Below are 19,511 nucleotides of genomic sequence, written 5' to 3' on the forward strand. Positions count from 1 at the left end.
AGAGCCCTTTGCTTACTTTGGGGCTCTTCCAAAGTGAGTCGCTGTAAGAGCGAAACCATAAGCCGCCGTTACCGAAGAAACGGATATGTACACAATCAATCACCCCACCATCTCCCGCACCCGATACCACAACATCCCCAACGCCAGCAGCGGCGAACGCAACACTTTCCCCCCCGGGAAAGTCATATGCGGCACCTGGCTGAAAATATCCAGCCCACGGCTCTGCCCCCCCTGAATCCCCTCAGCCAACAACCGCGCACACCAATGCGTCACGTTAAGCCCATGCCCCGAATACCCCTGGGCATAAAACACATTCGGATGCTGCTTCAACCGCCCCACCTGCGGAAACCGGTTAGCCGTAATCCCAATCTTCCCCCCCCACTGAAACTCAATCGAGGTATTAACCAACTGCGGAAAAACCTTGAGCATCTTCGGCCGCATATACCCCGCGATATCCACCGGATCACGCCCCGAATAATGACAAGCCCCGCCAAACAACAACCGCCGATCCGCCGAAAGCCGGTAGTAATCCAACCCCACTTTCTGATCACACAAAGCAAGATTGTCCGGGATCAACTGGTTGGCCACCTCCACCGGCAGCGGCTCAGTCGCAATGATGTAGCTCCCCGCCGGCAGCACCTTGCCACTCAACTTCGGCTCAAGCTCCTCCAGATGCGCATTACACGCCAGCACCAGGCTTCCGGCCCGCACGGTGCCAGACGCGCAACGCACCTGCACCGTGTCACCATGGATCAACTCCAGCACCGGGCTGTTTTCAAAGATCCGCACACCGAGTGATTCGGCTACCGCCGCCTCCCCCAATACCAGGTTCAGTGGGTGCAAATGCCCGGACCCCATGTCCACCAGGCCACCGGCATACACACCTGAGCCCACGACGTGCGCCATATCCTGCGGCGCCACCAACCGCGTTTCAGGCGCATACCCCAAGGCAGCCAGGCTCTCCAGCTCTCCCTGAAACGCTGCGAACTGCGCCGGCGTATTCGCCAACTCACAAAACCCCCAGCGCAGGTCGCAGTCAATCCCATGCTCGCGGATCCGCTCGCCCACCAGCGCCACCGAATCAATCCCGGCCTGCTGCAGGTAACGCACACCCTCCTCGCCCACGTATTTGGCAAACCCCGACACGTCATGCCCGATCCCGCGAATCAACTGCCCGCCATTGCGCCCGCTGGCGCCCCAGCCGATGCGACGGGCCTCCAGCAGGACCACCGACAGCCCGCGCTGGGCCAGTTCAATGGCGGTGTTGACCCCGGTGAATCCACCGCCGATCACACACACATCGGCCGTCAGGTCAGCCCCCAGCGCTGGGCGCCGGGGCATGGCGTTGGCCGAAGCCAGGTAATAGGAACGGGCGTGGTCGGACGGGGAACGGTTCATTTGTTGGTCTTCACTTTGCTCCAGGACCGCGTCATCAAGCGCATGACGGCAGGCGTCGGGGTGGTGGAAATGTAGAGTTTGTCGAGCACTTCCTGGGACGGGTAGATCTCGGGGTTGTTCACCAGTTCCGGCGCCATGAAGGCCTTGGCCGCCGGGTTCGGATTGGCGTAGCCGACGCTGGCGCTGACCTTGGCGATCACTTCAGGGTCCAGCAAGTAGTTGATAAAGGCGTGGGCCGCTTTCGGGTTGGCGGCATCCGCCGGGATGGCCAGCAGGTCGAACCACAGGTTGCTGCCTTCCTTGGGGATCGAGTAGGCGATATTCACGCCGTTCTTGGCTTCCTTGGCGCGGTTGGCGGCCTGGAAAACATCGCCGGAATAACCGAAGGCCACGCAGATGTCACCGTTGGCCAGGTCCGAGATGTACTTGGAAGAATGGAAGTAGGTGATGTACGGCCGCAGGGTCAGCAGCTTGGCTTCAGCCTGTTTGTAGTCTTCGGGATTCTCGCTGCGCGGGTCCTTGCCCATGTAGTTGAGGATCGCCGGGAACAGTTCGTCCGCCGAGTCGAGGAACGCTACACCGCACTCGTGCAGCTTCTTGATGTTCTCCGGTTCAAACAGCACCGCCCAGGAATCGATATGGTCGATACCCAGCACCTGCTTGACCTTGTCGACGTTGTAGCCGATGCCGTTGGTGCCCCACAGGTACGGCACCGAGTGCTCGTTGCCCGGGTCGTTTTTCTCCAGCAGCTTGAGCAGTTTGGGGTCGAGGTTCTTGAAGTTGGGCAACTGGGAGCGGTCCAGTTTCAGGAATGCCCCGGCCTTGACCTGGCGTGCCAGAAAGTGGTTGGACGGCACTACCACGTCGTAGCCGGTGCGGCCGGCCAGCAGCTTGCCCTCCAGGGTTTCGTTGGAGTCGAACACGTCATAGATCACCTTGATCCCGGTCTTGGCCTGGAAATCGGCCAAGGTGGTCTCACCGATGTAGTCGGTCCAGTTGTACACACTGACCGTCTGCGCGGCGTGGCCCGCGCTGCTGAACAACGCCGCCAAGGCCAGCGGGAGAAGCTTTTTCACCAGACGCATATCGACACCCCTTTGGTTTTTTTAGTGTGGTTTCTCAGACGCTCAGCAACAGGAACTCACGCTCCCAGGAACTGATCACCCGCTTGAAATTCTCGTGTTCGGCCCGCTTGACCGCTACGTAACCGCGTACAAACTTGTCCCCCAGGTACTGCTTGACGGTGTCGCACTCTTCCATGCGCGCCAGGGCGTCTTCGATGGTGATCGGCAGGCGCAGGTTGCGGCGCTCATAGGCGCGGCCTTCCACCGGCGCACTTGGCTCGACCTTTTCGATCATGCCGAGGTAGCCGCACAGCAGGCTCGCGGCGATGGCCAGGTACGGATTGGCGTCGGCGCCCGGCAGGCGGTTTTCCACGCGCATGGCGTCGGGGCTGGAGCTGGGTACCCGCAGGCCGACGGTGCGGTTTTCTTCGCCCCACTCGACGTTGACCGGTGCCGAGGTGTCCGGCAGGAAGCGGCGGAATGAGTTCACGTTGGGCGCAAACATCGGCAACAGCTTGGGGATGTACTTCTGCAAGCCGCCGATGTGGTTCAGGAACAGTTGGCTCTTGTTGCCGTGCTCATCGACAAACACCTGCTTGCCGGTGGCGATTTCCACCACGCTCTGGTGCAGGTGCATGGCGCTGCCGGGCTCGTCGGCCACGGGCTTGGCCATGAAGGTGGCCGCCACGTTGTGCTTGAGCGCCGCCTCGCGCAGGGTGCGTTTGAACACGGTGATCTGGTCGGCGAGGTCCAGGGCATCGCCGTGGCGAAAGTTGATTTCCATCTGCGCCGGGCCGTCTTCGTGGATCAGTGTGTCGAGGTCCAGGCCCTGGGCTTCGCACCAGTCGTAGACGTCTTCGAACAGCGGGTCGAATTCGTTGGCGGCGTCGATGGAGAACGACTGGCGTCCACTTTCGGCACGGCCGGAACGACCCAGCGGGGTCTTCAGCGGCAGGTCCGGGTCTTCGCAGCGCTGGGTCAGGTAGAACTCCATTTCCGGTGCGACAATCGGCTGCCAACCCTGGTCGGTGTAGAGCTGCAGGACCTTTTTCAGTACGTTGCGCGGCGACAGTTCGATGGGGTTGCCCTGCTTGTCGAATGTATCGTGGATCACGATAGCGGTGGGCTCGATGGCCCACGGCACCACGTAGGTGGCGTTGGACACCGGGCGGCAGATCATGTCGATGTCGGCCGGGTCCAGCAGGTCGTAGTAGATGTCATCGTCGACAAAGTCCCCGGTTACCGTTTGCAGCAACACACTTTCCGGCAGGCGCATGCCTCGCTCATGCAGGAACTTGTTGGTGGGCGAAATCTTGCCGCGTGCGATGCCAGTCAAATCACTGATCACGCATTCGACTTCGGTAATCTTGTGTTCTTTCAGCCAGGCGGACAGCTGATCGAAGGGGGCGTTCATAAGGACCTCGTCATGGGTTGGATGATGCACCGACGGGCTTCCCTCGCGGCGCATTGAGGTCTATCTTGGGCCAGCCGTCCAACGGCATCTATCCACTTTGTACCAACCACAACGCACCAATAGAGTGCGCCCAGGTTACCCATGACACAGGCAACAGCTTTGCGCGTACAGGCCTTCACCACCGGTGATGTGGTCGCTCAATGCAGTGCGACACCCGGTTGGGTGCAGCAGTACCAGCAGATGTCCCCGGGGCATTTTGCCGGGCAGATTCGCTACCTCGACCTGCAGGGTGTCGAGGTGTATGAAGAGCGGATGAACACCCGGGTGGAGCAGAATTTCAATGCGCCGCCGGGCTCCCTGGCGTTCTGTTTCGATGGCAGCGACAACGCGCTGTATGTGCTCAATGGCGAGAGCCGCAACACCTGGATCACGCCGGAGAACTACCGCGAAGTGGCCGTGGTGTTCGGGCCGCAGTTTGTCCAGCGCCATGGCCTGGATGTGGCAAAGCTGGAGGGGTTGTTCATGGCCCCGCTCAACTCCCTGCAAAACCCGTTGTTCAGCCGCTGGCTCAGCGGCACGCTGACGCGACTGTCGGCGACGCTTGACCCGCCGAGCCGCGATGCCCTCACTCAACAGTTGCTGGACGATTGCCTGTTCATCCTCGACAACGCCTGCGTGTGCCTGGACCAGGGCTCATTGCAGCGGCGTACCGAGGAGCGAACCCTCATGGCGCGCATTGGCGAATGGGCGGCGGATGTGCCGGATGAAACGGTCAACCTGCTGGAACTGGCGCGCATCGCCGGGGTGCCGTTGCGCCAGTTGCAGCATGGGTTCAAGACGTATACCGGGATGAGTCCGGCGCAGTGGTTGAGGTTGCGCCGGCTGAACAGTGCACGGCGGGAGTTGCTGAACCCACCGTCAGCGGACACCACCGTGGCGGAGGTGGCGATGAACTGGTCGTTCTGGCATTTGGGGCGGTTTTCCAACAGTTACCGGGCGTTGTTTCAGGAGCTGCCGAGCGAGACCCTGAAGCGCCACCAAAAACACCGCTGACCTTTCTGATGATGGGATTTCTGTGGCGAGGGGGCTTGTCCCCCGTTGGGCTGCGAAGCGGCCCCAAAAAAAAGCGGGAGCGCTTCGCACTCCAACGGGGGACAAGCCCCCTCGCCACAAAAGCGCCCTTATTTTTCAGGAATATTTTTTGAGAAAGGCCAGCATCAACTGATTCACCCGCTCCGCCGCCTCCAACTGCACCATATGCCCCTGCCCCGGCAGTATCTCCACTTGAGCCTCCAACCCCTGGGCATGGCCCGCCGGGATGATTGCATCCTCACTGCCCCAGATCACCAGGCTCGGCTGCTGCCCCACCGCACTGCGCAGATCCACCAACTGCCGACCACCGCTGAACAACGTCCCGGTGATCTGGCGCAGTGCCTGATCCACACCCTCCAGCCGCTTGAACTTGAGCATGTCCTCCAGCATCTGCCGGGTAACCAGCGCCGGGTCGCTGAATAGTTGAACCAGTTGTGGCTTGAGTGCATTGCGATTGCTCGCCTCGATAAAGCCTTGCAGGTAATCAGCGTTGATTTCCGTACCCAGGCCGGCACTGGCGATCAAGGTCAGGGAAGCCACACGCTGCGGTGCCACGCGGGCGATGTTCAGGGAGACCAACCCACCCATGGAATGCCCGGCGAGGTGCACGCGGTCAATCTTCAGGTGATCCAGCAGCGCCAATACCGCCTGGCTCAGCTCATCAAGATCACCGGTTTGCAGGGTCTTGCCCGACTCGCCATGCCCCGGCAAATCCAGGGCAACCACCCGCCGTTCAGCCGCGAGCGCCGGGTGGTTGAACAGCCAGTTATTCAGGTCGCCACCAAAACCATGCACCAGTACCAGCGGTGTGCCGCCCTCCCCCAACTCCAGATAGCGCAGCAGGCGCCCGCTCACTTCGACCTTTTGCGCCGACGGGCCGCTGGCTTGCGCCTCGGCGGCACTGGAAACGAACCCGGCCTGGAACGTCTCGATCACCGCATCAATCTCGGCCTCGCTGGCCTCGCCCTCCACCACGATTGCCAGCAATGCCCCTATCGGCAAGGTCTCATCGCTGTGGGCCAACACCCGCCGCAGCACCCCGCTGAACGGCGCCTCGACGCTGCTGGAGATCTTGTCAGTCTCGACATCCAGCACTTCTTCGCCCTTCTCCACCCGGTCGCCCGGCTGCTTGAGCCAGACATCAACCCGGCCTTCGGTCATCGACAGGCCCCACTTGGGCATGGTCAGTGTGTGGATCATGCGGCGTTCCTCTTGTCGGCGATCTTCAGCACGGCCGCTTCGATCTTCGCTGCGTTGGGGATGTACAGGTCTTCCAGGGCATCAGAGAACGGCACCGGCGTGTGGGGCGCGGTGACCATTTCGATCGGCGCACGCAGGAAACGGAAGCCCCGTTGCGCCACCAACGCACTGATATCCGTAGCGATGGAGCAGCGCGGGTTGGACTCGTCGATCACCACCAGGCGCCCGGTTTTTTCCACGCTTTCGAGGATGCTGTCTTCGTCCAGCGGGCTGGTGGTGCGCAGGTCGATTACTTCGCAGTCGATGCCCTGGCGCGCCAGGCTGGCCGCCGCTTCCAGGGCGACATGCACCATGCGCCCGTAGGTCACCAGGGTCACATCGTTGCCTTCGCGCACGAAATTGGCTTCGCCGAACGGCACGGTGTACAGCTCTTCCGGCACGTCGCCCTGGAGGCTGTAGAGCATTTTGTGTTCGAGGAAAATCACCGGGTCGTTGTCGCGGATCGCCTGGATCAGCATGCCCTTGGCGTCATAGGGCGTGGCCGGGCACACCACCTTGAGCCCGGGGATATGGGTCCACATCGAGGTGAGCATCTGCGAATGCTGGGCCGCCGCACGCAGGCCGGCGCCGTACATCGCGCGCACTACCAGCGGCGTGGTGGTCTTGCCGCCGAACATGTAGCGAAACTTCGCCGCCTGGTTGAGCAACTGGTCGAGGCAGCAGCCGATAAAGTCGACGAACATCAACTCGCACACCGGGCGCATGCCTCGGGTGGCCGCGCCGACGGCCATGCCCACGTAGCCGACTTCGGAAAGTGGCGCGTCCAGCACGCGGTCGGGGAATTCCGGGTACAGGCCTTTGGTGACACCCAGCACGCCGCCCCAGGCGTCCTGCTCACCCGGCGAGCCGGTGCCGCCGGACACGTCCTGGCCGATGATGAACACGCTCTGGTCGCGGCGCATTTCCTGGGCCAGGGCTTCGTTGATTGCCTGCTGATAGCTGATTTTTCGAGCCATGATGACTTCTCCACGGATTGTTTTTGTAGTGGGTGGCGATTAGCGGTAGGCGACGTAGACGTCGCTGAGCAAGTCGGCGGCCTGGGGTTTGGGATCGGACTTGGCCAGGCGCACGGCGTCTTCGATCAATAGCGCGACTTCGGCGTCGATGCGCTCGAACTGCGCCGCGTCCAGCCAGCCTTCTGCGGTGCAGCGCTGGCGAAACAGGCTCAGGCAGTCGCCGGTTTCCCGCAGGTTTTTCACTTCATCCGGGCCGCGATAGGTTTGCGCATCACCTTCGAAGTGGCCATAGAAGCGGCTCAGTTTGACCTCCACCAAGGTCGGCCCTTTACCGCTGCGGGCGCGCTCTACGGCGACGCCGAGGACTTGGTGCACGGCGAAGAAATCGTTGCCATCGACGATCACCCCCGGCATGCCAAAGCCCACGGCGCGCTCGGCAATGTCCTTGCAGGCCACCGACCAGCCCGACCCGGTGGCTTCGGCATAGCCGTTGTTCTCGGCCACGAACAGGCACGGCAGGTTCATGATCGACGCCAGGTTCATCGCTTCAAACACCGCGCCCTCGTTGGAGCCGCCGTCGCCAAAAAATGCGACCGCCACGCCCGCGCTGCCCTTGAGCTTGGCCGCCAGGGCCGCGCCGGCTGCCAACGGTGCACCGGCGCCGACAATGCCGTTGGCGCCAAGCATGCCCTTCTCCTGGTCGGCGATGTGCATGGAGCCGCCCTTGCCGCCGCACACCCCGGTTTTCTTGCCGTAGATCTCGGCCATCATGCCGAACACATCCACGCCCTTGGCGATGCAATGCCCGTGGCCACGGTGGTTGGAGGCGATGCAATCTTCATCGTTGAGGTGGGCCATGACCCCGGCGGCGCTGGCTTCCTGGCCGGCATACAAATGCACGAAACCGGGGATCTCGCCGGTGGCGAATTCCACGTGCAGGCGTTCCTCGAAATCACGGATGGTGCGCATCACGGTGTAGGCATGAAGCAATTGATCGGTGGACAGGTGAGTGGACATCTTGTTGTTCTCCAGGTTGTCTCGACACACAAAAGGCTGGATCAGGCCAGCTGCAAGGCTCTCAGCACGGCCTGTGCCAATCTGTCGATAAATCCGGCAAAGCCTTGATCCAGAGCAGCTGCCCGCAGTCGCGGCCAGGTCACCATGGCCCGTTCAATGAGACGCACCGTTGCAACCTGCCCGCAGCGTCTCAGGCACAATGAGACGCTGCGTCTCACCCCGGGCAGCTGGTCAGGCCGCCCTTGTCCGTCCCGGCCCATGGGCGCTTAATGGCGGGCATAACAACAAGGATCGAGAACCGGAGGCTTCAATGCTCGCCGTGAACTCCAAGGACCATGTCGACTGTGTCAGCCGCGTGGTACGCAATGCCGACCGCCTGCCCCAGGCCCCGGTGCCGTCGCTGATATTTGATTCCTGGCGCCGCTCCATGGAGCAGCACCACCTCGACCCGGGTTCCCTGCAAGGGCCGCGCATCCTCACCAGCACCCTGCTCAAGGAATGCCGCGAACGCGCCGAGCTGTTCATGCGCATCGCCAGCGAGGAAGTCGGGCAGATTCACAACCGGGTACGGCACGCCGATTACTGCGTGATGCTCACCGACGCCCAGGGCCAGACCATCGACCACCGTGTGGACGCCGGCATTCGCAATGACTGCCGCAAAGCGGGCCTGTACCTCGGCACCTGCTGGTCGGAAGCCGAGGAAGGCACCTGCGGCGTGGCCACGGTGCTGACCAGCAAGGCGGCGGTCACCGTGCACAAGCGCGACCACTTTCGCGCGGCGTTTATCGGCCTGACCTGCTCCGCCGCCCCGATTTTCGATCCCCAGGGCAACCTGCTCGGCGTGATGGACGCGTCGGCCCTCAAGTCCCCGGATGACCGGCGCAGCCAGCACCTGGTACGGCAGATGGTGGCGCAGAGCGCCCGGGCCATCGAGAACGCGTTTTTCATGCACAGCGCCCGGCAACATTGGGTGTTGCAGGCTCACAGCACGCCGGGTTACGTCGATAGCCAGCCAGACATGTTGCTGGCGTGGGATCAGGACGGGCGGCTGCAAGCCTTGAACAGCAAGGCGCGGCAGGCGCTGCGATTGCGCTTCGGGCAATTGCCGGAGCATATCGGTGAAGTGTTTGACCTGGACGCGTTGCGCGCCGTGACCGACCAAACGACGCAACAGCTGCACTGGCTCGGCGAGCCTGGCGCTTTGCAGGTGCGGGTCAGTGCGCCACGTCGCAAAGCGGCGCCTGCGGCGGCTTCTTTGAGTCAACAGACAGACCCGCGTGTGGAAGAGCACCTGCGCCTGGCCCTGCGGGTCAAGGACCGCAACCTGCCGGTGCTGGTGCAGGGCGAGACCGGCGCTGGCAAAGAGGTTTTTGCCCGTCAGTTGCATGAACGCAGTGCCCGCCGTGACGGGCCGTTTGTGGCAGTGAACTGCGCGGCAATCCCGGAGAACCTGATTGAAAGCGAGCTGTTCGGCTACGTGGCCGGGGCGTTCACCGGCGCCTCCAGCAAGGGCATGACCGGGTTGCTGTTGCAGGCCGATGGCGGCACGTTGTTTCTCGACGAGATCGGCGACATGCCCCTGGCCTTGCAGACGCGCCTGCTGCGGGTGATGGCGGAAGGTGAAGTGGCACCGCTGGGCGGGGCAAAAACCCGCGCGGTGGACATCCAGGTGATCTGCGCCAGCCATCGGGATTTGGCGGCGCTGGTGAGTGCCGGAAGCTTTCGTGAGGACCTGTATTTCCGACTGGGTTGTGCGCGGTTCTGCGTACCACCATTGCGGGAGCGGACGGACAAGCTGGTGTTGATCAACCGGCTGCTGGCGCAGGAAGCGCGGCACAGCGGTACTTCGGTAGGGATCACATCCGCGGCGCTGGAATTGCTGCTGGGTTACGCCTGGCCGGGGAATGTGCGGCAGCTGCGGCATGTGCTGGCGTATGCGTGCGCGGTGTGTGACGGAGGGACGGTTCAGTTGGCGGATTTGCCGGTGGAGGTTCGCGGTGAGGCGGTTGCGGCTGAAGCATCGGAAAGCGCCAGCCCGGAGCGGCAGTGGGTGCTGGATGCACTGATTCGGCATCGCTGGAAGCCGCTGGCGGCGGCGCAGGCGCTGGGGATTTCCAGGGCGACGTTGTATCGGCGGGTTAACCAGCTGGGGATCGATATGCCCGGGAAGCACTGACCCAACACCTTCAAATGTAGGAGCTGGCTTGCCTGCGATTGCAGTGTTTCAGTCAATACATCTGGCGACTGTTGCACCGCTATCGCAGGCAAGCCAGCTCCCACATTTGGCTCAGCGGTACAGAATCCCGCCATCAATCAACGGCGCTTGCCCGGTCATGTAATCCGAATCCGGCCCGGCCAGGTACGACACCAACCCCGCCACGTCCTCCGGCGTTTCCGCCCGGCCCAAGGCAATCCCGTCCACATACTTCTTGTACGTCGCCCCCACCTCGGCGCCGGTAATCTCGGCCATGCGCTTGTCGATCTCGACCCACATGTCCGTGCCCACCACGCCCGGGCAATAGGCGTTGACGGTAATCCCGTCACTGGCCAATTCCCTGGCTGCCGCCTGGGTCAGTGCGCGCACGGCAAACTTGGTGGCCGAGTACACCCCGAGCAAGGCGAAGCCTTCATGGCCGGCAATCGAGCAGGCGTTGATGATCTTGCCCTTCTGCTTAAGGGCCTTGAATTTCTTGCCTGCGGCCTGGATGCCCCAGAGGGTGCCCTGCACATTGATACGCAACGTGCGGTCGACCTGTTCCGGGGTCACGTCCAGCAGCGCGTCAATTTGCGCGACGCCGGCGTTGTTGATGATGATGTCGAAGCCGCCCAGGGTCTGGTGGGCGTGTTCGACCGCCGCGACCACTTGCTCCAGCTGCGAGACATCGGCGACAAACACCGAGGCCTTGCGCCCCAGTGCCACGACCTCGGCCGCCACCGCTTCGATCTTGGCGCTGTTGATGTCCACCAACGCGATGTCGGCGCCGTCCCGTGCCAGGCGCAGGGCAATGGCCCGGCCGATGCCTTGCCCGGCGCCGGTCACCAGCGCAACTTTTCCAGCGATACTCATGACGATCTCCTTCAACGGTGAGAGAAGCCTTGTCTATCGCAGGTGCCAGGCACGGCTGTCGAGCGGTAGCAGGATCGGTGTGCGGGCTGAGACGGGATGTCTCAAAGCGAATCATTCTCGAAAACTTGTAAAACGTCGCCGTTATGCCTAGCTTATGCGCCCTCCGCTCTGCGCTCTCAGGCCTTCCCCCATGGTTTTGCGTCTTCGCCCCGCTGTCCCTTCACGTTTCGCCCTAGGCCTGCTGCTCAGTGCAGGTATCGGTAGCAGCCAGGCGGCTGACATTGAACTGCCGGAGGTGAAGGTTCAGGGCCAGGATGAGTCCGGCTATAACACCGACACCGCGTCGGTGGGCGGTTTCAACGAGGCGCCACTGCTTGATACGCCCGCCTCGATCGCGGTGTTCAACGAGTCGCTGATCAAGGATCAACAGGCGCGCTTGCTCAGCGAAGTGCTGCGCAACGACGCCTCGGTGGGCGACAGCTACGCGCCCATCGGCTACTACGAAAACTTCGTGGTGCGCGGCTTCTCGCTGAATGCCGCCAGCAGCTACAAGATCAACGGCCGCACCATCACCGGCGAGCAGAACGTTGCCCTGGAAAACAAGCAGCGCGTGGAGCTGCTCAAGGGATTGTCGGGTCTGCAAAGCGGGATTTCCGAGCCCAGCGGCGTGATCAATTACGTGACCAAGCGCCCGGAGGATGTGCGCTCGGTGACGGTGTCCACCGATGACCGTGGCAGTGGTTACCTGGCCACCGACGTGGGTGGCTGGTTTGGCAGCGAGCAGCAGTTCGGCCTGCGCGCCAACGTGGCCCATGAAGACCTCAATTCCTATGTCGAACATGCCAATGGCCACCGGGATTTCCTGTCCCTGGCGTTCGACTGGAACATCAGCCCCGATGCGGTCTTGCAACTGGACGCGGAGTATCAGAACAAGCAGCAGCGCTCGGTGCCGGGCTATCAGTTACTGGGCGGGACCGAGGTGCCGCACAACGCATCGCCGAAAAAACTGCTGGGGCATCAGAGCGGTGCGAACCAGGTGGGAATCGATTCGCTGAACCTCAATGGCAAGTTTGAGTACCGCTTCAATGACCAATGGAAAGGCAGCGTGAGCGCGGCGCGCAGCAAGGTGGTGATTGATGATTACAGTTCGTTTGCGTGGGGTGGCGACACTGCCGGCAACCAGAACTACTTCAGCCCGGAAGGCGACTATGGCATCTACGACTTCCGCAGCCCGGATGACACCCGGCGCGATGATGAAATCCAGGCGGCGATGACGGGGCTGTTCAATACCGGTGGCCTTGGCCATGAGCTGACGTTTGGCACGAGCGCGTTTCGTCGCGTAATCGACAAGCGCGAGTCGATCAACGAGTGGATCGGCACAGGCAACATCAATCAGCAACCCGAGAATTTTCCGCGTTACGCAGGTGCGTTGAACGACAGCCACCGCAATCTCGACAGCCGCCAATATGGCCTGTTCGTCACTGATCGCATCAGCTTCAACGAGCAATGGCAGACCATCGTGGGCGGCCGCGAAGTACGCCTGGACGAAAAAGCCTTCGATGATCAGGGCAATGAATCGCGCCACACCCAGCAGTATGTGTTCCTGCCCCAGGCGGCGCTGATCTATAAACCGATCGAAAACCTGTCGCTCTATACCAGCTACAGCAAGGGCTTGTCCCTGGGTGGGCAAGCGCCTTGGTTCGCGCTGAACAACGGTGAAACCCTCGCTCCAACCGTCTCTCGCCAGATCGAAGCCGGTGTGAAATACGACTGGCGCCGCATCAGCTTCGCCGCCGCCCTCTTCCAGACGCGCCAGGCCTATCAATACGCCAGGCCCGACGACGCGGGAACGTTCACCTACGTGCAACAAGGCGAACAGAAAAACACCGGCCTGGAATTATCGGCCAACGGCTGGGCCACCCAACGCTTGCAGATTGCCGCCAGCGTCGCAGCAATTCGCGCACGGGTGACGGGCAGCGGCACACCGGAATACGAAGGCCATCAGGCGATCAACGTGCCGAAGCTGCGGGCGAGTGTGTATGCCGATTACGCCCTGCCCTGGGTCGACGGCCTGGCGTTGCTGGGCGGCGTGCAATACAGCGCCAGCAAGTACGCCAATCGCAACGGTGATGTGGAAGTGGGGGACTACGCCATCGTCAATGTCGGCAGCCGCTACACCACCAGGCTCGATGGCTATGAAACGGTGTTCCGCCTGAGCGTCGACAACCTGTTCGACAAGCGTTACTGGCGCGATACCGGCGAATACCTGGGAGATGACTACCTGTTCCAGGGCGCGCCGTTGACGGCGCGCTTGAGTGCAACAGTTAACTTTTAAAGCGGCTTGCAGGAGCCGGGCTTGCCCGCGATGCAGGCAGCGCGGTCTGCCTGTTACACCGCAGCGATCCCATCGCAGCCTCGCTGGGGCTCGACAGCTCCCACACTGGATCTGCTTCGTTCTTTGATTACTTGGGCATCTTGCGAAAGCCCACCGCCAGGCGGTTCCAGCTGTTGATGGTGGCAATCGCCACGCTCAGGTCGACTTGCTCCTGGGCGCTGAAATGGGCAGCCAGCTCGGTGAAGTCTTCATCCGGCGCGTGGGTGTGGCTGATCAGGGTCAGGCTTTCAGCCCAGGCCAGCGCGGCGCGTTCGCGGGGGGTGAAGAACGGCGTTTCACGCCAGGCCGAGACGGTGTACAGGCGACGCTCGGTTTCACCCCCCTTGCGGGCGTCGGCGGTGTGCATGTCGAGGCAGAAGGCGCAGCCGTTGATCTGTGAGACGCGCAGGCGCACCAGCTCCAGCAGCGGCAGTTCGATGGACAGTTTGCCGACGGCGGCTTCCAGGGCGAGCATGGCTTTCATGGCGTCCGGGGAGGCGGTGTAGAAGTCGGTGCGAGTTTGCATGGTGGTACTCCAGAGCAGTGGGGATTGGTGTCTAGAGTAGTGAGCCGGGTGCGTTGGACAAATAGCCAATCCGGGGGAAGATCAGGTAGCCAATCTCAGTGCCCGGCCTGCTCCGCGACCCGCCGCTTGTGGGACTCGGCATACGCAGCCTCACGGGCCAGCAGCAAAGGGTCGTCGGAGGGTTCGATCCCTGCCGGCAATTCCAGCGGGTTGAAGTCGATGTCACGGCAGGCGCCGTCGATCTGCGGTTGTTGGCGGTCGATCACCAGCACGCCGGCGTCGATCTGCCGACGCTGCTCTTCGGGCCAGCGCAGGGTGGCGTCGGTGGTGGGGTCGCCGGGTTCCGCCAGGGTGATCATCAGGTGCCAGCGCGCCGGCGACTGCGCGACCCGATGGGCAAAACCAAACGCCAGGAAATCCGGGTCGCTGCCCTCGGCGGCGGTCATCGGTGTGTAGGCCGTCTCGGGCACCATGCTCCAGCGCACAAACCGCACCTGGCCCCGGGCGTTGGTCATGCGGAACGCATTCACGCTATAGAACGCGGTGTTGTCGAAACCGGACGATGCGGGATGGTCTGCCAGCCAGGCTTCAAACGGTTGAATCTCCGGATGCGCCTGTTTGAAGGCGTTCATCTTCTTCGGGTCGGGGCCGCTGCCGCCGTACTCCGGCATCGAGGCCCGCAACTGCTCGTAGAGGCCTTCGGGCGTGTTGACCGGGAACACCGGCACCGAATTCATCGCGGTGTACCAGGTTTGGCCGTCGGCGCCGGTGAGGCTCAGGGCCATGCTGCGGATCATGCCATGGGCATCGGCCTGGGCCGGGTCGCCCCCGGCGGCAGACAGCCGGCCGAGCACCGGTACGCTGCCGCGCTGTAACACCTGGGCGCTGGAGATCTCTACCGCCTGACCACTGCTTTCAAACCTGCCGGTGATGCACAAGCCCTTGGCATGGTTGCGCCGGAATCCGGGATGGGCCCGACCGGCCGCCGCTTCCATCTCATCGACGATTTGTGCCGCAGTGGGTGACGGGGAAAACGTGGAGGCCAGCCACCCCGCGTGATAGCCCCAGGTACCGAGGGCAAGGGTGACAGCTGCGAGGGGGAACATCAGACGATGGCGCTTTTTCATCAAACTACCTGGAACCGCAGCATTGGGATCCAATGCTCGATCCCGGTACTGTCATTTCTGGATATCAGCGACCCACAGTGGTGTGCGGGAAACCGCGAACAACTGGCCGGCCGTGCGGTCTGCGACAAGCCGCGCCACAGCCTTGAGGTCCACGCCTTCTGGCTCGCCGATCAGCGCGTAGCCCAGCTCAGACTGGCGCCAGGTAACAACGTTCATTTGTGCCACGCTTTGCTGCGTCAGGGACTGGTCCGGCTTGGGTTCCTTCATCACGCACAGGGCAACCGGTGCACCGTTCTCGGGCAGGTAGACCAGCTGGATCAGCGCCTTGTTGTTGAAGCGCAGGCGTTGCACACGTTTGAAGGTCAGCCCGGCGGAACTCAGGTCCGGCACGCGCAGCGCAAGGCCGTCGACCTCGCGAATATCGGCCAGGGTCTTGGTCACCACATCGGTCGGCTGGGCGCCGTAGTCCACGGTCTCACGGGTATAAAGATGCTGGTAGGCAGCCGCCTGCTGAACCCATGGCAAGGTCTGGGCAACGGCGGGCGCGGTGGCGTCAAAACCGGGCTTGAGCACGCCATTGAGCACACCCACTTGCAGCACCAGCGCATAGCAGGCGGCACCGGCGGCGAAGGTCAGGGCCATCCATGCAAATTTAGGTCGGGACTGGCCGAACAAGCGGGCAAAAACGCTGTCTTTTCTAGCAGCCACGGGGGCAGACGCCGGCGCGGTGGTCTGGGCAGCCGAATGCTGAGCCGCCAGGGCCGCAATATTGAGCTTCAGGCTCTCGGGCACCGGCGGCAGTTTCTGCCGGGCAAACGCTTCCTCATAAGGCAGGCAGGAAGCCATCAACCGGGAGACGCGCTGGGCCAAATCCGGCGAAGCGTCCATAAGCCGCTCAAGCTCCTGGTTCTGTTGCGGCGTCAGTTCGCCGTCAACATAGGCCATAAGCAGGGCATCGTCCGCTACCATTGGGTCATCACTCCATTTATTCATCATGACTACGTTACGTGATCTCGGCCTTGTGGGCCAATGCGGCTGGTCAGCGGGTAGCTAGAAGCCATCATATTGATATCAATCATCGCGTTGCAACAACTGGAAACACTAAAAGGCAAACCGAAAATACTTTAAAACAGGAGCAAATACTCTAAGACAACACTTGGAATTCGAAAATATTCCCTCGGTCGTTTAAATATTATATGTTTCATCTTGTGTCTGTATCTTTCCCGTGACAATGACACAATAATTTGTTGGCCCGCTTTGTGCTATGCACCCAATATCGCTGTTCTGCACGCGCTTTCCAGGATCCTCAGCAACGCAAAGGACGCCCAGACATTGGCATCCGCTACGGCATGACCTCGTAGCCTGACCGCTCCATTTTAGGCATCACGAAATAATAAGAGGAAATATGTCGATCACCGGTGCAGATTTACCCGCACTGCTGCCAGAACTGCTGCCGCGCCTCTGGGCGTTCGCATTGCGGATTTCGGGCGACAAACACGATGCCGAGGATCTGGTCCAGCTTGCCTGTGTGCGTGCCTTGGAACGCTCCCATCAATTGCAGCCCGACACCTCGGTGTTGAGCTGGATGTTTTCGATTGTCCACTCCACCTGGATCAATGAACTGCGTTCACGCAAGGTGCGCAGCCGCTCGCGCATGGACTGGAACGACGAGTTCCTCGAAACCGTCAGCGACCCCGAGGCCCCCAACCCGGAGTCCGACCTGATGCACCGGCAGATTCTCGAGGCCGTGCACAAGCTGCCCGAAGGCCAGCGCGAGGTGATGTTGCTGGTGGGCGTGGAACGCTTCAGCTATAAGGAAGCCGCCGAAATGCTCGAATTGCCGATCGGCACCGTAATGAGCCGGTTGTCGCGGGCGCGTCAGGCGATCGGCGCGCTTTTTGATTCGCCGAAAAGCAAACCTTTGCGCGCTCGCTCAGACGCGTAATCAACACCTCCATGGCGTCCTGAAGGGACCACCCCAGGGATCACGCCAGCCCGCTTCCCTCCCCCCGAAACGCACTGGGGCTCAGCCCGGTCCAGCGCTTGAACGCCCGCCGAAAACTGCGCACATCGCTATAGCCCACTTCCTCGGTAATACGCTCGATGGACAACCCCGGATTGCTCAGCAACCCCATGGTTCGTGCCCGCCGTACCTGCTCCAGCAGACCTTCAAACGTCAGCCCGTGCTCGGTCAGCCGCCGCCGCAAGGTGCGCCCGCTCATGTTCAAGTCACTGGCGACCTTTTCCAGCTGGCTGCCTTGCAGATCGCGGGAAATCGCGCGCTCCACCGCCTGGATCAAATCCATTTTCTGATGCAGTTGGGCGCTTTCCAGCTCGAGTAATTCCAGGGCCTGGCGCAAGGCCAGGGCATGGTGATTGGGCAAGCGCACGTCCAGCCAGTGGCTGGCCAGGACCATACGGTTATGCAGGCAGCCAAAGCGCACATCCGCGCCAAACAGCTGGTGATAGTCGGCGACATAGGTGGGCGCAGCGTGGATAAACTCGACGCGCAACGGCATGAACCCCTCACCCACCAAGGCCCGGCCATACACCATCAGGCTGGCGAAGAATTCCTCTGCGGCAAACACCTGTACTTCGGCGTAGGGCAGCAGGCATTCGATATCGACGAAAACTTCCTGGGCGCCCTCATGGATGCGTGAGGTGGCGATGCCGCCAGAGGTGTGCTGATGGCGTTCGCCAATGGCAAAGGCGTCGCGCAGGGTCTTGCACAGTGAAATCACATGCCCGAGCAGGCCCAGGGTGCCGAGTACATTCTGATGGCCCACCCACAGGCCCAGCCCCTGATCGGGCAACACCTTGAGGGCCCGCTGGATCATCGCGACCGCCTGGCGATAGGAAATCCGCTGGGCCGGGTCGTCCAGGTCAGCCAGGGTAAACCCCAGGCCACGGCACAGGTGCTCGGCACTCGCGCCCTTTTGCGCGACCACTTGTCCGAGGGTTTGCAGCAAAAATGGCGAGACCAGGGCCAAGTCATAGTGCGGATCAACGGCTTTCCTTTGCATGGATCTTCGATTCCCGACTGAGTGCTTCAGTTCTTGTTTTTGAAACATCCTGACAATCATAGGCGCTTGCAAGAGGCGCTGCACTCTGGATGAAAGGTGTCCGCCAAAGTCCCCCTATATGGCCGCCAATACCCTGCCCCGCCGGGCGCTCAGGGCTTATTTCTATAGGCAGCGTCGTCCTGATAATAATAATGAGCCCAGACATGAACACGACCCGTGCGTTTTACCCCGTGCAACTCGCCCTGTTGACCCTCATCAGCCTGCCGGCCCTGGCCACCGAAGGCGGCGTCGACAACATCGGCCCCGGCACCGACGGCTTCTATATCCTGCCGCTGGACGTGAACAACCTGCCGGACCATATGTTCGCCTTCAACATTTACTACAACCATTACGAAGCCAAAAAGCTCGATATCAGCTCCCTGGGCGGCAAGGTGCCGGATGTGAAGATCAAGTCCGACGCGATCATCCCGCGCCTGGATTACCTCAGCCCGCTGCGGGTATTCGGTGGGCGCCTGGGGGGGTACTTCGCCCAGCCGTACCTGAAACAACAGGTGTCGCTGTTCGGCATGTCCGACACCCGCGAGAGCATGGGCGACACCACGCTGGCGCCGATCATTCTCTGGGACCTGGGCACGAACCTGACCGTGGGTACCGCCCTGGAAATCACCCTGCCCACCGGCGAATACGACGCCTCGCGCCTGGCCAATACCAGCAACAATTTCTACACCTACAAGCCGCTGGTGTCGGCGACCTGGATGCCCAACGAACGCACCGAGCTGTCGATCAAGACCACCTACAGCTTCAACAAGGAAAACCCCGACACCCATTACCGTTCGGGGCAGATTTTCCACTTCGATTATTCCGCCAGCTACAAGGTCACCGACAACCTCAGCCTGGGGGTCAACGGCTACTACCTCAAGCAGACCACCGACGATAAGCAGTACGGGCACACGGTGGTGAATATCTACGGCGAAGACGTCGACGACGGGGTCAAGGGCCAGGTGTTTGCGATAGGTCCTGCGGTGTATTTCACCTTCCTCAAGTACGCCAGTGCGGAAGTGCGCTGGGCCAAGGAATTTGATGTGCAGAATCGCCCGGAAGGCGACATGTTGTGGGCGAAATTGACGATTCCGTTTGCCCTGTAAACCCGATTAAAAATGTGGGAGCTGGCTTGCCTGCGATGCAGGCAACTC

15 protein-coding genes and 1 pseudogene are annotated in these 19,511 nt (G+C 61.8%); 5 read left to right on the forward strand and 11 right to left on the reverse strand.

Annotated features, from left to right (window positions below; translation table 11 throughout):
• Window positions 1-99: 99 nt before the first annotated feature.
• From MUM_RS0124810 to MUM_RS0124820, 3 genes and pseudogenes are all read right to left on the reverse strand, one after another.
• A pseudogene (locus MUM_RS0124810) lies at window positions 100-1,464 on the reverse strand (NAD(P)/FAD-dependent oxidoreductase); the annotation flags it as partial.
• Window positions 1,395-2,483: a polyamine ABC transporter substrate-binding protein gene (locus MUM_RS0124815; RefSeq protein ID WP_003219153.1), complete on the reverse strand. Its 1,089-nt coding sequence runs from the start codon at window positions 2,481-2,483 to the stop codon at window positions 1,395-1,397. The gene MUM_RS0124815 and the pseudogene MUM_RS0124810, both read right to left, overlap by 70 nt.
• A gap of 34 nt (window positions 2,484-2,517) precedes the next feature.
• The gene (locus tag MUM_RS0124820) at window positions 2,518-3,876 is read right to left on the reverse strand and encodes a glutamine synthetase family protein (protein WP_003219154.1); all 1,359 of its coding nucleotides are present in this window, start codon (window positions 3,874-3,876) and stop codon (window positions 2,518-2,520) included.
• Window positions 3,877-4,017: 141 nt separating this feature from the next.
• On the opposite strand from MUM_RS0124820, the gene MUM_RS0124825 reads away from it, so the two are divergent.
• Window positions 4,018-4,929, forward strand: coding sequence for a helix-turn-helix domain-containing protein (locus MUM_RS0124825; RefSeq protein ID WP_029616086.1), 912 nt, complete (start codon window positions 4,018-4,020; stop codon window positions 4,927-4,929).
• 135 nt (window positions 4,930-5,064) lie between these two features.
• Here the strand turns inward: MUM_RS0124825 and MUM_RS0124830 are convergent, their stop codons facing one another.
• From MUM_RS0124830 to MUM_RS0124840, 3 genes are read right to left on the reverse strand one after another with little or no spacing between them, the layout of a single operon-like run.
• Entirely contained in the window at window positions 5,065-6,168 is a 1,104-nt protein-coding gene (locus MUM_RS0124830) for an acetoin dehydrogenase dihydrolipoyllysine-residue acetyltransferase subunit (RefSeq protein ID WP_010175287.1), read from the reverse strand.
• Window positions 6,165-7,184 (reverse strand): alpha-ketoacid dehydrogenase subunit beta, encoded by a 1,020-nt coding sequence (locus MUM_RS0124835; RefSeq protein WP_010175289.1) that lies wholly within the window; start codon window positions 7,182-7,184, stop codon window positions 6,165-6,167. Before MUM_RS0124835 ends, MUM_RS0124830 begins: the two co-directional genes overlap by 4 nt.
• Window positions 7,185-7,223: 39 nt before the next feature.
• Window positions 7,224-8,201 carry a thiamine pyrophosphate-dependent dehydrogenase E1 component subunit alpha gene (locus MUM_RS0124840; RefSeq protein WP_010175291.1) on the reverse strand — a complete coding sequence of 326 codons (978 nt, stop codon included), beginning with the start codon at window positions 8,199-8,201 and terminating at the stop codon, window positions 7,224-7,226.
• Window positions 8,202-8,511: 310 nt separating this feature from the next.
• Here MUM_RS0124840 and MUM_RS0124850 point away from each other — a divergent pair, with 310 nt between their 5' ends.
• Window positions 8,512-10,377 (forward strand): sigma-54-dependent Fis family transcriptional regulator, encoded by a 1,866-nt coding sequence (locus tag MUM_RS0124850; protein WP_010175292.1) that lies wholly within the window; start codon window positions 8,512-8,514, stop codon window positions 10,375-10,377.
• Between the two features lie 111 nt (window positions 10,378-10,488).
• Here MUM_RS0124850 and MUM_RS0124855 read toward each other — a convergent pair whose 3' ends face one another.
• Window positions 10,489-11,268 carry an acetoin reductase gene (locus MUM_RS0124855; protein ID WP_010175295.1) on the reverse strand — a complete coding sequence of 260 codons (780 nt, stop codon included), beginning with the start codon at window positions 11,266-11,268 and terminating at the stop codon, window positions 10,489-10,491.
• A gap of 190 nt (window positions 11,269-11,458) precedes the next feature.
• Here MUM_RS0124855 and MUM_RS0124860 point away from each other — a divergent pair, with 190 nt between their 5' ends.
• A complete protein-coding gene (locus MUM_RS0124860; protein ID WP_010175297.1) occupies window positions 11,459-13,603 on the forward strand; it encodes a TonB-dependent siderophore receptor in 2,145 nt (714 codons plus the stop codon).
• Between the two features lie 127 nt (window positions 13,604-13,730).
• Here MUM_RS0124860 and MUM_RS0124865 read toward each other — a convergent pair whose 3' ends face one another.
• The 3 genes from MUM_RS0124865 to MUM_RS0124875 all read right to left on the reverse strand — a co-directional run bounded on the left by MUM_RS0124865 (window position 13,731) and on the right by MUM_RS0124875 (window position 16,264).
• Entirely contained in the window at window positions 13,731-14,168 is a 438-nt protein-coding gene (locus MUM_RS0124865; protein WP_010175299.1) for a carboxymuconolactone decarboxylase family protein, read from the reverse strand.
• Between the two features lie 95 nt (window positions 14,169-14,263).
• Window positions 14,264-15,295, reverse strand: coding sequence for a catalase family peroxidase (locus MUM_RS0124870; RefSeq protein ID WP_010175301.1), 1,032 nt, complete (start codon window positions 15,293-15,295; stop codon window positions 14,264-14,266).
• Window positions 15,296-15,346: 51 nt separating this feature from the next.
• Complete coding sequence (locus MUM_RS0124875) at window positions 15,347-16,264, reverse strand: anti-sigma factor family protein (RefSeq protein ID WP_010175303.1); 918 nt, start codon at window positions 16,262-16,264, stop codon at window positions 15,347-15,349.
• A 436-nt stretch (window positions 16,265-16,700) separates the two neighbouring features.
• Here MUM_RS0124875 and MUM_RS0124880 point away from each other — a divergent pair, with 436 nt between their 5' ends.
• Entirely contained in the window at window positions 16,701-17,240 is a 540-nt protein-coding gene (locus tag MUM_RS0124880; protein ID WP_010175305.1) for an RNA polymerase sigma factor, read from the forward strand.
• Window positions 17,241-17,280: 40 nt separating this feature from the next.
• Here MUM_RS0124880 and MUM_RS0124885 read toward each other — a convergent pair whose 3' ends face one another.
• Window positions 17,281-18,318: an AraC family transcriptional regulator gene (locus tag MUM_RS0124885; protein WP_010175307.1), complete on the reverse strand. Its 1,038-nt coding sequence runs from the start codon at window positions 18,316-18,318 to the stop codon at window positions 17,281-17,283.
• A 203-nt stretch (window positions 18,319-18,521) separates the two neighbouring features.
• Here MUM_RS0124885 and MUM_RS0124890 point away from each other — a divergent pair, with 203 nt between their 5' ends.
• Entirely contained in the window at window positions 18,522-19,463 is a 942-nt protein-coding gene (locus MUM_RS0124890) for a SphA family protein (protein WP_010175309.1), read from the forward strand.
• The last annotated feature ends 48 nt before the right edge of the window (window positions 19,464-19,511 follow it).

The sequence above is a fragment of the Pseudomonas sp. PAMC 25886 genome, from assembly GCF_000242655.1.
In the GTDB taxonomy this organism is placed as follows: Bacteria; Pseudomonadota; Gammaproteobacteria; order Pseudomonadales; family Pseudomonadaceae; genus Aquipseudomonas.